The sequence below is a fragment of the Rothia mucilaginosa genome (assembly GCF_019334805.1).
In the GTDB taxonomy this organism is placed as follows: domain Bacteria; phylum Actinomycetota; class Actinomycetes; order Actinomycetales; family Micrococcaceae; genus Rothia; species Rothia mucilaginosa_C.
In genome coordinates, this window is the sequence record NZ_CP079822.1 from 2,169,564 (window position 1) to 2,184,746 (window position 15,183).

Sequence of the window (15,183 nt, forward strand, 5' to 3'; positions counted from 1 at the left end):
CAACCCAGCCGAAACCCGCACCAACGGGAATCGGCACGGAACTCACACCGGCACACGAGAATAAGGAGTACACATTGAGTACCACCCTCACGCCCAATCCCGTCGACGAGCACGCAGAAATCCGCAAGATTCTTATGGATGCACGCAACGCCTCCGAGGGTCGAGCGACCGAGGTCCTGGACGACACCGCGCCGCTCATCGTGTACTTCTCCTCCATCTCCGGTAACACCCACAAGTTCGTGGAGAAGATCCGTGCCCGCCGCCTCCGCCTGCCGCTGCGCACCGGCGAAGACACCCTCATTCTTGATGAGCCGTTCGTGCTCGTCGTCCCCACCTACGGCAAGCCTGAAGGCGCCGGTAACGTTCCCCCGCAGGTGGTTAAATTCCTGAACGTGGAGCAAAATCGCAACCACATGATCGGTGTGATTGGCTCCGGCAACACCAACTTTGGTCCGCTCTTCGGTATCGCGGCAGACATTGTCGCCAAGAAGTGCGATGTGCCCGTGCTCTTCAAGTTTGAGCTCATGGGCACCGATTCAGATGTAGAAAAAGTCAACGAAGGATTGGAAGCATTTTGGACGCAAAACTGCCCTCAGCACTAGAAACTCTCGGTGCGAGCCACAGCGGCAAGAGCGTGCCCGAGAAGTTCAAGGGTATGAGCTACCACGAGCTGAACGCACTGCTGAACCTCTACGATGAGAACGGCCAGATTCAGTTCGATGCAGACCGTCAGGCTGCACGTCAGTACTTCCTGCAGCACGTCAACAACAACACCGTCTTCTTCCACGACCTGGAAGAGAAGATCGAGTACCTGATCGAGAACCAGTACTACGAGCCGGAACTCTTCGACAAGTACAACTTCCAGTTCATTAAGAACCTGTTCAAGCGTGCCTACGCCGTGAAGTTCCGCTTCCCGACCTTCCTGGGTGCCTTCAAGTTCTACACCTCCTACGCGCTCAAGACCTTCGACGGTCAGCGCTACCTGGAGCGTTTTGAAGACCGCGTCTGCATGGTCGCGCTGCTGCTGGCAGAAGGCAACGAGAAGCTTGCCGAAGACATCGTCGACGAGATCATCTCCGGCCGTTTTCAGCCGGCAACCCCGACCTTCCTCAACGCAGGTAAGAAGCAGCGCGGCGAGCTCGTCTCCTGCTTCCTGCTGCGCATGGAAGACAACATGGAGTCCATCGGCCGCTCCATCAACTCTGCACTGCAGCTCTCCAAGCGCGGCGGCGGCGTGGCATTCGCCCTGACCAACCTGCGCGAATCCGGTGCGCCCATTAAGAAGATTGAGAACCAGTCCTCGGGCGTTATCCCCGTCATGAAGCTGCTGGAAGACGCCTTCTCCTACGCAAACCAGCTCGGCGCACGTCAGGGTGCCGGTGCCGTCTACCTGCACGCACACCACCCCGACATCTACGCCTTCCTGGACACCAAGCGTGAGAACGCTGACGAGAAGATCCGCATCAAGACCCTCTCCCTGGGCGTTGTCATCCCCGACATCACCTTCGAGCTGGCAAAGAAGAACGAGGACATGTACCTCTTCTCCCCGTACGATGTGGAACGCATCTACGGCGTGCCCTTCTCCGACATCAACGTCTCCGAGAAGTACTACGAGATGGTCGACGATGCACGCATCACCAAGACCAAGATCAACGCACGCGAGTTCTTCCAGACCATCGCAGAGATCCAGTTCGAGTCCGGCTACCCGTACGTGATGTTCGAAGACACCGTCAACCGCGCGAACCCCATCGCCGGTAAGGTCATCATGTCCAACCTGTGCTCCGAGATCCTGCAGGTTTCTGAGCCGTCCACCTACCACGCTGACCTCGGCTACGAGACCGTCGGTAAGGACATCTCCTGCAACCTCGGTTCGCTGAACATTGCACTGACCATGGACGGCGACGACTTCGGCAAGACCGTGGAAACCGCGATTCGTTCGCTGACCTCCGTCTCCGACCAGTCCGACATCCGCTCCGTACCCTCCATCGAGCGCGGCAACAACATGAGCCACGCCGTGGGTCTGGGCCAGATGAACCTGCACGGCTACCTGGCACGCGAGCACGTCTACTACGGTTCCGAAGAAGCACTGGACTTCACCAACATGTACTTCTACACCGTCGCCTACCACGCAATTCGCGCCTCCATGCAGATTGCTAAGGAACGCGGCCAGCGTTTCGAGGGCTTCGAGAACTCGAAGTACGCATCCGGTGAGTTCTTCGCAAAGTACATTGAGAAGGAATGGGCACCGCAGACCGAGCGTACCCGCGAACTGTTCGCTAAGCACCACATCCCCACCCGTGAAGAGTGGATCCAGCTGGCTGCTGACGTGGCACAGTACGGCATGTACAACCAGAACCTGCAGGCTGTTCCGCCGACCGGCTCCATCTCCTACATCAACGGCTCGACCTCTTCGATTCACCCGATTGCTTCGAAGATTGAGATCCGTAAGGAAGGCAAGCTCGGCCGCGTCTACTACCCGGCGCCGTACATGACCAACGACAACCTGGAGTACTACCAGGACTCCTACGAAATTGGTTACGAGAAGATCATCGACACCTACGCTGTGGCAACCCAGCACGTGGACCAGGGCCTGTCGCTGACCCTCTTCTTCCGCGATACCGCAACCACCCGCGATATCAACCGCGCCCAGATTTACGCATGGCGTAAGGGCATCAAGACCATCTACTACATCCGTCTGCGTCAGATGGCTCTTGAGGGTACCGAGGTTGAAGGTTGCGTATCCTGCATGCTCTAGCCCGAATGCTGTGACGCATTCAGCCTGAGCTGGCACACTATAACTAAAGACTGGAAGGGGCGGTTACGGTAAACACGAAACCCGCCTGCGCGACTGGCTGGGCGCGCGTGGGACCGTAACCGCCCTTTAAGAATCGGAGAATTACTAATGAGCGAAAAGGTGAAGCTCGTCGACCACGCGGTTGAGGCTATCAACTGGAACCGTATTGAGGACGAGAAGGACCTTGAGGTTTGGGATCGTCTGACCGGTAACTTCTGGCTGCCGGAAAAGGTGCCGCTGAGCAACGACGTGCCCTCCTGGAAGACCCTGACCGAAGAAGAGAAGCAGCTGACCATGCGCGTCTTCACCGGTCTGACCCTGCTGGACACCATCCAGGGTACCGTCGGTGCTGTGTCCCTGCTGCCGGACGCTGTGACGGCGCACGAAGAGGCAGTGTACACCAACATCGCGTTCATGGAGTCCGTACACGCAAAGTCGTACTCCTCGATCTTCTCGACCCTCGCCTCCACCAAGGAGATTGACGAGGCGTTCCGCTGGGCATCTGAGAATGAGCACCTGCAGAAGAAGGCGAAGATTGTTCTGTCCTACTACATCGGTGACGACCCGCTGAAGAAGAAGGTTGCCTCCACTCTGCTGGAGTCCTTCCTGTTCTACTCGGGCTTCTACCTGCCCATGTACTGGTCTTCGCACGCGAAGCTGACCAACACCGCTGACCTGATTCGTCTGATTATTCGTGACGAGGCAGTGCACGGCTACTACATTGGCTACAAGTTCCAGCGCGGCCTGGCGAAGGAGTCCGCGGAGCGTCAGGCAGAGCTGAAGGAGTACACCTTCAACCTGCTGTACGAACTGTACGAGAACGAGGTGGCGTACACCCACTCCCTGTACGACGGTGTGGGTTGGAGCGAGGACGTTAAGAAGTTCCTGCACTACAACGCTAACAAGGCTCTGATGAACCTGGGCTACGAGCCGATGTTCCCGGCGTCCGTGACTAACGTGTCCCCGGCGATTCTGTCGGCGCTGTCCCCGAACGCTGATGAGAACCACGACTTCTTCTCTGGTTCCGGCTCTTCCTACGTGATTGGTAAGGCTGTGAACACCGAGGACGAGGACTGGGACTTCTAAGGCGGAGACTTCTATCCTGGGACTTCTAAGCCCTTTCTCGCCTTGAGATATCAGGCTGAGATAAACCGACCCCCGCGTATCCACTGTGGATGCGCGGGGGTTCCGCCGTTTAACCGGGCTATTCAACGTGCCGGGATGCCCAGGATCCCCCGGTTTAACCTGGTGTGGAAGCGCTGGGGAAGCGGGGGAGTGGGAGCAGTTTTGCGGGTTCAGATTGTCGGAATTTTTGTCTTCACCCCGTAGCATAAAAAATTATTGATATATCGGGGTGCGGGGCGTACTGTTGGACTACTATCCCGCAACCCCGAAAGGAACACCCATGCGTTCAGTCGTCATGGAAGCCCCCGGCAAGGTCGTCGTCAACGAGGTCGAGAAGCCTACCCTCCTCGAACCCACCGACGCCATCATCAAGCTCGCAGCATCCTGCATCTGCGGCTCCGACCTGTGGCCCTACCGCGGCGCAGACGCAGAGCCCGTCGATCACCGCGCAATGGGCCACGAATACATCGGCGAGGTCGTAGAAGTCGGCTCCGAGGTCACCACCGTAGCCCCCGGCGACTTCGTCGTAGGCTCCTTCTGCATCTCCTGCGGCGAGTGCGAAACCTGCACCGCAGGCTACCCCTCCCGCTGCCTCAAGGCAATCGCAGCAGGCGACACTTACATCGGCATGCGCTCCAACGGCACCCAGGCAGAATACGCCCGCGTACCCTTCGCAGACGGCACCCTCGTCAAGACCCCCGCAGCCCCCACCGAAGAGCAGATCCCGCACCTGATGGCGGCATCCGACGTGCTCGGCACCGGCTGGTACGCAGCAGACGCAGCGCAGGCAGGCCCCGGCAAGACCATCGTCGTTGTTGGTGACGGCGCAGTCGGCCTGAGCGCAGTCATCGGCGCTAAGCAGCTCGGCGCGGAGAAGATCATCATCATGTCCCGCAACCCCGAACGTCAGGCGCTTGCTAAGGAATTCGGCGCAACCCACATCGTGGAAGAGCGCGGCGAAGAGGGTATCGCCAAGGTTCTGGAACTCACCGACGGCGTGGGCGCACACGGCGTTGCGGAGGCTGTTGGCTCCCAGCAGTCCTTCGACCAGGCACTCGGCTGCGTACGCCACGGCGGCTACATCGGCTTCGTGGGCGTGCCGCACGACAGCGCCATCGGCACCGATAAGCTCTTCGACAAGCAGGTTCACCTGGAGGGCGGCCCCGCCCCCGTGCGCAAGTACCTGCCGACCCTCATCGACCTGATTTACAAGGGCGAAATTGAGCCCGGCAAGGTATTCGACCTGGTTCTGCCCATCGACGAGGCAGCTAAGGGTTACGAGGCAATGGACCAGCGTACCGCCACCAAGGTTCTGCTGACCATGCCGTAATAGCCGCTCGTATCGCCGGTTCTTGTGTCTTCTGTACCGGCAACCCGGCGTGTATGCGCTACTGATCCCCGCACCGACCCTGTTCGTTCCACGTGAGCGTAGGGTACCGGTCGCGGGGATTAGTGCATTAAAAATCGGGTTTATTTGTCGGAGTTCGGCGAGGTGAGGGACAAATGCGTGAGCTAAGGCATAGAATAAAAGAGCATGATTCGTACAACTCGAAGGATGACAATGACGAAGAAGCCTTTCCCTTCCGACCTCGAAATCGCACTTGCCGCCGATCTGTGGCCCATCAACAAGATCGCAGCGGACAACGGCATCAGCGAAGATCGCCTTGAACCCTACGGCAAGTATGTTGCTAAGGTCCTCCTCGACGAAACCACCAACGCAGAGACCGCCCGCAAGCGCGGCTCCAAGTACATCGTGGTTACCGCAGTCACCCCCACCCCGCTCGGTGAAGGTAAGACCGCAACCTCCGTCTCCCTCGCACAGGGCTTCGCACAGACCGGCCGCAAGGCAATCCTGGCTCTGCGTCAGCCCGCAATGGGCCCGACCTTCGGCATCAAGGGCGGCGCAGCAGGCGGCGGCTACTCCCAGATCGTTCCCATGGAGAAGCTGAACCTGCACCTGACCGGCGACTTCCACGCCGTCACCGCAGCACACAACCTGCTTGCCGCCATGATTGACAACCACCTGCACCACGGCAACGAGCTGCGCATCGACCCGCGCGCAATCGAGTGGCGCCGCGTTATCGACATGAACGACCGCTCCCTGCGCAACATCGTCGTGGGCCTGGGCGAACGCATGGACGGCGTGACCCGCCAGACTGGTTTCGACATCACCAGTGCCTCCGAAATCATGGTGATTCTCTCGCTGGCAACCTCCTTCAAGGACCTGCGTGAGCGCCTGGCAAAGATCGTGATCGGCCTGAACTACGACGGTGAGCCCGTCACCGCAGCCGACCTGAAGGCTGACGGCGCAATGTCCGTCATCCTGGCAGACGCTATCAACCCGAACCTGCTGCAGACCCTGGAGCACACCCCCGCACTGATTCACGCGGGTCCCTTCGGCAACATCGCAACCGGTAACTCCTCCGTGGTCGCCGACTACGTTGGTCTGGAGTACTCCGACTACGTGATTACCGAGGCTGGCTTCGGCGCCGACATGGGTGCGGAGCGTTTCTTCAACGTCAAGTGCCGCGTCTCCGGCCTGAAGCCGGACGCCGCAGTGCTCGTCGTCACCGTGCGCTCCCTGAAGTCCCACTCCGGCCTGTACAAGATCGTTCCGGGCAAGCCCCTGCCCGAAGGCATGCTGCAGGAAAGCCCCTCCGACGTGGAGAAGGGCGCAGAGAACCTGAAGAAGCACATCGAGATTGTGCGCAACTTCGGTGTTCAGCCGGTCGTGGCAATCAACGCGTTCCCGACCGACTTCGAGTCCGAGCACGAGACCATCCGCCGTATCGCTGAGGAAGCTGGCGCTCGCGTCGCTATTCACCGCGGTGTGGCTGAAGGCGGTAAGGGCACCACCGACCTGGCAAACGTAGTTGCTGAGGCATGTGACGACGTTTCGGATCTGAAGTACACCTACGATCTTGAGGACTCCATCGAGACCAAGATCGAGAAGGTCGCCACCAAGGTCTACGGCGCGGACGGCATCTCCATTGCTCCCGCTGCCGCTAAGCAGTTGAAGCGTTTCGCTGAGCTGGGCTACTCGCACCTGCCCGTGGTCATTGCGAAGACCCACCTGTCCATCTCTTCGGATGCAACTCTGAAGGGCGCACCGACCGGCTGGACCCTGCCCGTGCGCGAGGTTCGCCTGGCTGCAGGTGCTGGCTACGTCTACGCTATCTGCGGCACCATGCGCACCATGCCGGGCCTGAGCAAGAGCCCCGCAGCTGAGCGCATTGGCTTCGACGAGAACGGCGTGATGGTCGGCCTGTCCTAAGGCGACTATTCCGGCTGATCTATAGCTAGTGGAGGCGGCGCTCCCTCCCCACAGCGGGGGAGGGGCGCCGCCTTTGCTGTGCCCGGTGGCGCTTTTGTGGAGTGCTCTGCCCCAGATACATGGAAGCATGAGGGGCGAATACGAGGTATGCAACGCTTGAGGGCGGGGGAGCGGAGCTCTTGAAAACAGAATGAAACTAGGCTGCACCAGAGGAGTGGCACCAGAGGAGTGAAGGATCCTGAAACCCCTGATGGAGGGGTCTTTCAGCCTTTCATTGAGGCTTCTAGAGCGCTTGTTTTGAGGGCGGAATTGGTACGTGCTGGTTAATAATTGGGCTCTATTTGTGCTTGAAGGTCAGGTTTTATTAAACAATCTGTAGAGGTTGATTTTTTAGTGACACACTGTCTTGCATTTTGTGAAAATACGGCATTGACTAGGTATTTTGCTTTTTGAAAGGGGTTTTAATGGGTGCACTCAGTGAACCTGAAAGTGGGGCTGATGTTATTGTTTTGTAATAAAACCTCTACTTTAGGGGGTACCTACAGGGGTAAAACAGACCAATTGATTTTGCCCTCGCGCGAATAATTGTGTAGATTTTGAACGGTGAGCAGTACATTTTTTCCCGCTTATGAAGTTGCAAGTACTTGAAGATACTTTCACCTTAACCCTCTACTTCCGCAGAATACCGGGCTAAAACTGGGTATTGAACCTTTGGGATTGCCGAGTGTGGAGCTTAGGTTAAAGGTGCACCGAAGTGCCAAAAGGGGGAAATTCTAAAATTATTTTGGGTGAAATAAGTCACGCTAAAACTCGAAAAAAATGAAATTGGTACGTATGGATACCCTAAAAAACACCTGTTTTTATTACAGAATGATTACAATGAGGTGCGGGTCACTAAATCTGGTTCTCCGTACCAAATTGGGTGGTAAAACAGCCCCCAAAAAGTTCGCTACTATTGAGTCATCAAGTAATCGTGAGATTTCCAAAGTCCTCGGGTTGCTTGTGTTTGAGTGAGTGATAGATACCCCTGGGTGTCATGAGAAGCGACTGTGTATCGATGCGCAGTCGCTTCTCTGTTTAACTTTTGAATTTCAGTGGAACCTCAGCCGGGCGGAATCCAGCCGGAACCTAATCCGTACCGAGCATGCTCCAGAATCTGTTCCCTGTGCATCCCGCACACATGCAACCCGTACATGTATCCCGCGCGTTCAACGCCGAATGCGCTGATAGGGGAGCGAACCGCATAGGCGCATGCTGTGCGGTCACAACCCCTACACTGGAACTATGACTACTTACCCCGAACCCACCCTCATCTTTGAGAACCCCGAACTGACCGTCCGTGCGTTTAGTGTCTCCGAGATGGACAACAGCGTCTACCTCATCACCATGCGTGCCACCGGCGAGCAGGTGCTCATCGACCCCGCAGACGACGCAGAAGAACTCTACGCTTTCACTCTCGACGCGCTCCTGAACGACTGCCCGCAGCTCGAACTGGCAGACGGCGAAGAACGCCGCGTGCGCGTTATGGAGAGGGAAGAGGACTTCAACTCCATCAGGCCCCGCGCGATCGGTCTGACCGGCATCCTGGTCACCCACGGCCACTGGGATCACATCCGCGCTATTAAGGAGCTCGACCGCCTCACCGGTGCCGTGACCTCCGCGGGTGCAGCCGACGCTGCTGAGATTAAGGAACTGGAAGACTACACTGTCGAAGAAGAACTGACCGGCGGCGAAAGCTTCGACTTCTACCTCTCTGACACCGTCATCCGCGCCCTGCACGTGCCCGGCCATACCCCCGGATCCATCGTCTACACCCTCGAAACCACCTGGGAAGACGGCACTCCCGCAACCCTGCTGTTCACCGGCGACACCCTCTTCCCCGGCGGCGTGGGCAAGACCGATTCCCCGCAGCAGTTCGGTGAGCTCTTCTCCAACGTGCTCGAAAAGCTCTTCGGCGGCTTCGAAGACGACGCCATCGTGCTGCCCGGCCACGGCCGCTCCACCAGCCTCGGCGATGAGCGCCCTCACCTGGAAGAGTGGGGAACCCGCGGCTGGTAAACCGCGCCTGCCAGTCCGCCTCATAGTAAGTACTGCACCCTCATGCCTTCACCGCCCGCATAATCCCGCTGGTGAAAGGTGTGAGGGTGTAGAATTTAAGTTCGAAGATAAAACGAAAGGATTTTCGATGACACCCCGCCCGGCACACGGTAGCACCGCACTCAAAGCGAACGACCTGACCAGTATCCGGGTTCAGGGTGCCCGCGAAAACAACCTCAAGAACGTAGACCTCACCATTCCGCGTGATGCGATGGTCGTCTTCACCGGCCTCTCCGGCTCAGGTAAGTCCTCCCTCGCCTTCGACACCATCTTTGCGGAAGGTCAGCGCCGCTACGTTGAGTCGCTGTCCTCCTACGCGCGTATGTTCCTCGGACAGGTCGATAAGCCCGACGTAGACTTCATCGAGGGCCTCTCCCCGGCGGTGTCTATCGACCAGAAGTCCACCTCCAAAAACCCGCGCTCAACCGTCGGTACCATCACCGAAATCTACGACTACATGCGTCTGCTCTGGGCACGAGTTGGTCACCCGCACTGCCCCGAATGTGGCGAAGAAATCACCCAGCAGACCCCGCAGCAGATCGTGGACATTCTGCAGGAGTACCCCGAACGCACCCGCCTGCAGATTCTCGCGCCCGTCGTCAGCGCACGTAAGGGCGAGTTTGTTGACCTCTTCAAGGACCTGCTGACTCAGGGCTACTCGCGTGCCCGCGTGGACGGCGAAACCGTGCAGCTCTCCGACCCGCCCAAGCTCGCCAAGCAGTACAAGCACACCATTGAGGTGGTCGTCGACCGCATCGTCATTAAGGACGGTATTCACCAGCGCCTCACCGACTCCATCGAAACCGCGCTCAAGCTCGCCGACGGCCGCGTGCTCATCGACTTCGTGGACCGCGAGCAGGACGACCCCGAACGCACCCGCTCCTTCAGCGAAAACCTCGCCTGCCCCAACAACCACCCGCTGCAGATCGACACCATCGAGCCGCGTGCCTTCTCCTTCAACTCGCCGTTCGGCGCATGTAGCGCCTGCGACGGCATCGGCTCGCGCCTGGAAGTAGACACCGAACTGCTCGTACCCAACCCCGACCTGACCCTCGGCGAGGGCGCTATCGCACCCTGGTCGCAGGGCAAAGCAACCACCGAATACTGGCTGCGCCTGCTCGCAGGCCTGGGGGAGGAGCTCGGCTTTGACCTGAACACCCCCTTCAAGGACCTGCCCGCCAAGACCCGCGCCGCCATTCTGGACGGCAAGGACTACAAGGTTGAGGTGTCCTACCGCAACCGATTCGGCCGCGAACGCCGCTACACCTCCGGGTTCGAAGGCGTGAAGGCGTACATCAAGCGCAAGCACGAAGAAACCGAATCGGACTTCGCCCGCGACCGCTACGAACAGTACATGCGCCAGGTCGCCTGCCCCTCCTGCGGTGGCGCGCGCCTGAACCCGACCATCCTCGGGGTGAAGGTCGGCGGCCAGTCCATCGCAGACATTACCGACCTGTCCCTGGCTGACGCGCTCGCCTTCGTGCGCGGCCTGCAGCTGACCGCCCGCGAAGCCAAGATTGGCGAGCAGGTCCTCAAAGAAATTGATGCCCGCCTGCAGTTCCTGCTGGACGTGGGCCTGGACTACCTGACCCTCTCACGCTCCGCCGGTACGCTTTCCGGTGGTGAGGCGCAGCGCATCCGCCTCGCAACCCAGATCGGTTCGGGCCTGGTCGGCGTACTCTACGTGCTCGACGAGCCCTCCATCGGCCTGCACCAGCGCGATAACCGCCGCCTTATCGAAACCCTGACTAAGCTGCGCGATATGGGCAACACGCTTATTGTGGTCGAGCACGACGAAGACACCATGCGCGAAGCCGACTGGATCGTGGATGTAGGACCCGGCGCCGGCGAGCACGGCGGCGAAATCGTGCACTCCGGCAGCTTTGAGGAGCTGCTGAAGAACACCAAGTCCATTACCGGCGACTACATGGCTGGCCGCCGCAGCATTGAGGTGCCCGCCTCCCGCCGCCCCGTGGACAAGAAGCGTCAGCTGACCGTGCGCGGCGCCCGCGAAAACAACCTCAAGAACGTGACCGTGTCCTTCCCCCTAGGCGTGTTCACCGCGGTGACCGGTGTGTCCGGCTCGGGCAAATCCACCCTGGTCAACGACATTCTGTACACTTCCCTGGCGAACAAGCTCAACGGCGCCAAGCAGGTACCCGGCCGCCACAAGAGCATCGACGGGCTGGAACACCTGGACAAGGTCATTCACGTGGACCAGTCGCCCATTGGGCGCACCCCGCGCTCGAACCCCGCCACCTACACCGGCGTGTTCGACCACATCCGCAAGCTGTTCGCAGAGACCAGCGAAGCGAAAATGCGCGGCTACACCCCGGGTCGATTCTCCTTCAACGTCAAGGGCGGCCGCTGCGAGGACTGCTCCGGCGACGGCACCCTGAAGATTGAAATGAACTTCCTGCCGGACGTGTACGTACCCTGTGAAACCTGCCACGGCAAGCGCTACAACCGCGAAACCCTCGAAGTGCACTACAAGGGCAAGACCATCGCCGACGTGCTCGAAATGCCCGTGGAAGAAGCCGCAGAGTTCTTCGCCGCATTCACCCCGATTGCGCGCCACCTAAACACCCTCGTGGACGTGGGCCTGGGCTACATTCGCCTGGGTCAGCCCGCAACCACCCTCTCCGGCGGTGAAGCGCAGCGCGTGAAGCTCGCAACCGAACTGCAGAAGCGCTCCAACGGCCGCTCCATCTACGTGCTGGACGAGCCGACCACCGGCCTGCACTTTGAAGACATCCGCAAGCTGCTCGCCGTGCTGCAATCGCTGGTCGACAAGGGCAATAGCGTCATCACCATCGAGCACAACCTGGACGTGGTCAAGTGCGCCGACTGGATCATCGACATGGGCCCCGAAGGCGGTAGCGGCGGCGGCACTGTCATCGCCGAGGGCACCCCGGAACAGGTAGCTCAGGTGAAGGGCTCGCACACCGGCGCGTTCCTTGCTGAGATCCTGAACTAGCCCAGATCCTGAACTAGTCAAGAACTTGACCTAGAGGAAACCTACGTGACTGATACTCAAGGAACCGAACCCACGCGGGGAGCTAAGGCAACCCGTGGCGCTGTGACCACCGCGGACCGTGCGCGGCACATCCTGCACACCCAGCTGGAGGCGGACTTCTGCCAGGCACCCGGCTCGATTAGCCGCGCCCTCGAAGAGCTACGCGACTACCCGGAAGCCGAAAGCCTGCCGCTACTCGCCACCGTGCAGCCTCCCTCCGAGAAGATGGGTGCCACCCGCCGCCGCAACGACGACATCTGGGAGCTGCGCGTCGCCAACTACGCGAGCGTAGGTATTCTCTGTGCCAAGCACCCGCGCGTGCTGGACAAGGCCATCGACTACATGCTCGGCGACCAGTCGAACTGGCTCGGCGACTACGCGCAGCTACGCCAGCTCAACGAACTGCTCACCCCCTACACCCAGCAGGTCAGCGGCACGAGCATCTACTACACGCCCGGCCGCGCCCTGCTGAACTCGGTCGTACCCGAGGGTGTGCAGGCGCAGGAGGTCAAGTGCGCCGTGCCCGGTGTGGGTATGATGCGCCGCGTTGACCCCGCCGAGCTGAAGGCGGCACTGCTTGCCGAAATCACCGGCGAGCGCACCATCCGCAGGGAGGCAAACGCCTCCGCGGGTGCGCTTGAGGTTGACCCGCAGGACACGCAGGCGCGCGTAACCCGCCTGCGTGTGGAGCTGCTGGACTCTGAACAGTTTGAGCGTTTCCGCGGGGATAAGCGCTACTCGAACGCGCTGGGCTTTAGTGCTACCCGCCCGGATGTGCTGGTGCTCGCTGCGTACCCGGTGGAAGAGAACGCATCTAAGGCACCTGATGCACCCGCGGCGGGGGAGAGCCCCGCGCTCGCAGACCCTATCGCTATGGTTGGCCTGAGTGACGATTCGCCGATTATGCGCCAGATTGGCATTGATGTGCTGCCTGCCTGGCGTGGTGCCGGCATCGCCAGCGTGCTGGTACGTGATGCGGCACGCCTGACCCTGGCGGAAGGGTACCTGCCGTTCTACGGTACGAGCCCGTCGCATATGCTGTCGCAGAGGGTTGCGATGAATGCCGGGTTGGTGCCGACCTGGTGGGAGTACGTGTCCACCAGCCTGAATGACCTACCCATGGACTAGGTGTTATATATGAAAAAGCCCCCGAGATCAGAGTCTCGGGGGCTTTTTGCTGCTGAGTTTCGCGTGTTAGCCGCGCGGGGGTTTAGCGTCTAAATCCTTACCAGTTACAGCTCCGCGCCGTTGCTGGCAATCACCTCGCGGTACCAGTGGAAAGACTTCTTACGGTAGCGCGCCAGGGTGCCGGTGCCGTCGTCGTTGCGGTCCACGTAGATGAATCCGTAGCGCTTGGACATCTGCGCGGTGGAGGCGCTAATCATATCGATGCAACCCCAGGTGGTGTAGCCGAGCACGTTCACGCCGTCCTCAATCGCCTCACGCACGGCGTGCAGGTGCTGGCGCAGGTAGTCGATGCGGTAGTCGTCTTCCACGGTGAGCTCGCCGTTCACCTCGACCAGTTTGTCACGGGCACCCAGACCGTTCTCCACGATGAATAGCGGCTTCTGCCAGCGGTCCCAGTACTGGTTGAGGACCACGCGCAGGCCGGTCGGGTCGATCTGCCAGCCCCATTCGCTGGCGGGCAGGGTCGGGTTCGCCACGCCGCCGAGGATGTTGCCTTCGCCGCGCTCGCCTCGTGCCGGGTCGCCGGTTGCGCAGGTGGACATGTAGTAGCTGAACGAGACGAAATCCACGGTGTTCTTCAGGTCCTCGCGGTCCTGCTCGGTGATGTTCAGCTCCACGCCCTTCTCACGCAGGGCACGCAGGAAGTAGCCGGGGTATGCGCCGCGCACGTGCACGTCACCGAACGCGAAGTTCGCCTGTTCCGCCTGCATGGCGGCGAGTACGTCGGCGGGGTCGGGGGTGAGCGGGTAGGTGGGCATGGCTAGAATCATGCAGCCGATCTGTGCGCCGGGTGCCAGTTCGCGTGCCGCGGCGGTGGCGCGTGCGGAGGCGACCAGCTCGTGGTGCATCGCCTGGTACAGGTCGGCGTCGCTGAGCTGATCCGCCGGGGTGTTGATGCCGCCGGACATGAACGGCAGGTGCAGCATGGAGTTGATTTCGTTGAAGGTCAGCCAGTACTTCACGCGCTTGCCGTAGCGGGCGAATACGGTGCGGGCGTAGCGTTCGTAGAAGCCGATGAGCTCGCGGCTGGTCCAGCCGTTGTACTGCTCGACCAGGTGCAACGGGGTTTCGTAGTGGCTGAGGGTGATGAGCGGCTCCATGCCGTGCTTTTCGAGCTCGTCAAGCACGCGGTCGTAGAAAGCGAGGCCCGCCTCGTTCGGGGTTTCTTCGTCGCCGCGGGGGAAGATACGCGACCAGGCGATGGAGAAGCGGAAGACCTTAAAACCCATCTCCGCGAGCAGGGCGATGTCTTCGCGGTAGCGGTGGTAGAAGTCAATGCCTTCCAGTTTGAGGTTGTCCTCGGTGGGTTCCGCGGTGCGCGGGTACAGGCCGCCGGCGGGCAGTACATCCTGCAGGCTGGGGCCCTTGCCGTCTTCGTTCCAGGCACCCTCGAACTGGTTGGCGGCGGTGGCGCCTCCGAAGAGGAACCCGTCAGGGAATGCGCCGAGCGGCTGCGGCTCGGTCAGCGCCGGGTTGGAGTTTGGCAAAGAGGTAGTCTGGGCGGTGATGTGCTGGTCCTGGTGCACGGCATCCTCCAAGGTGTTGTGGGGTTTTCTTCTACCCTAGCGGAGGGGGTGGGGGAATACTAGGATTTGCCCTGTTTTAGGAAGCTAGCGGGCGCGTAAAAGCCCGGTGTTCTCACACGAAAATTCACGTGAGAACACCGGGCTTTCTACAGCGCTTTTACGC

9 protein-coding genes are annotated in these 15,183 nt (G+C 60.1%); 8 read left to right on the forward strand and 1 reads right to left on the reverse strand.

All coding sequences use genetic code 11. The features are described 5' to 3' along the window. Positions 1 to 74: 74 nt before the first annotated feature. The 8 genes from nrdI (at position 75) to LPB405_RS08615 (ending at position 13,434) form a co-directional block, all read left to right on the forward strand. Positions 75 to 602 (forward strand): class Ib ribonucleoside-diphosphate reductase assembly flavoprotein NrdI, encoded by a 528-nt coding sequence (gene nrdI / locus LPB405_RS08580; protein ID WP_219101289.1) that lies wholly within the window; start codon positions 75 to 77, stop codon positions 600 to 602. Next, positions 575 to 2,755 carry a class 1b ribonucleoside-diphosphate reductase subunit alpha gene (gene nrdE / locus LPB405_RS08585; protein WP_060824704.1) on the forward strand — a complete coding sequence of 727 codons (2,181 nt, stop codon included), beginning with the start codon at positions 575 to 577 and terminating at the stop codon, positions 2,753 to 2,755. Before nrdI ends, nrdE begins: the two co-directional genes overlap by 28 nt. 147 nt (positions 2,756 to 2,902) lie before the next feature. Beyond that, positions 2,903 to 3,880: a class 1b ribonucleoside-diphosphate reductase subunit beta gene (gene nrdF / locus LPB405_RS08590; RefSeq protein WP_219101292.1), complete on the forward strand. Its 978-nt coding sequence runs from the start codon at positions 2,903 to 2,905 to the stop codon at positions 3,878 to 3,880. A 319-nt stretch (positions 3,881 to 4,199) separates the two neighbouring features. Beyond that, on the forward strand, positions 4,200 to 5,249 hold the full coding sequence (locus LPB405_RS08595; protein ID WP_219101293.1) for a zinc-dependent alcohol dehydrogenase family protein: 1,050 nt from the start codon (positions 4,200 to 4,202) through the stop codon (positions 5,247 to 5,249). 231 nt (positions 5,250 to 5,480) lie between these two features. Further along, a complete protein-coding gene (locus tag LPB405_RS08600; RefSeq protein WP_219101295.1) occupies positions 5,481 to 7,193 on the forward strand; it encodes a formate--tetrahydrofolate ligase in 1,713 nt (570 codons plus the stop codon). Between the two features lie 1,284 nt (positions 7,194 to 8,477). After that, the gene (locus LPB405_RS08605; RefSeq protein ID WP_257604910.1) at positions 8,478 to 9,251 is read left to right on the forward strand and encodes an MBL fold metallo-hydrolase; all 774 of its coding nucleotides are present in this window, start codon (positions 8,478 to 8,480) and stop codon (positions 9,249 to 9,251) included. A gap of 127 nt (positions 9,252 to 9,378) precedes the next feature. Further along, positions 9,379 to 12,267 (forward strand): excinuclease ABC subunit UvrA, encoded by a 2,889-nt coding sequence (gene uvrA / locus LPB405_RS08610; protein ID WP_219101299.1) that lies wholly within the window; start codon positions 9,379 to 9,381, stop codon positions 12,265 to 12,267. A gap of 45 nt (positions 12,268 to 12,312) precedes the next feature. Next, positions 12,313 to 13,434 carry a GNAT family N-acetyltransferase gene (locus LPB405_RS08615; RefSeq protein ID WP_219101301.1) on the forward strand — a complete coding sequence of 374 codons (1,122 nt, stop codon included), beginning with the start codon at positions 12,313 to 12,315 and terminating at the stop codon, positions 13,432 to 13,434. 104 nt (positions 13,435 to 13,538) lie between these two features. On the opposite strand, the gene LPB405_RS08620 is transcribed toward LPB405_RS08615, so the two are convergent. Continuing rightward, a complete protein-coding gene (locus tag LPB405_RS08620) occupies positions 13,539 to 15,020 on the reverse strand; it encodes a glycoside hydrolase family 1 protein (protein WP_306823286.1) in 1,482 nt (493 codons plus the stop codon). Between the last annotated feature and the right edge of the window lie 163 nt (positions 15,021 to 15,183).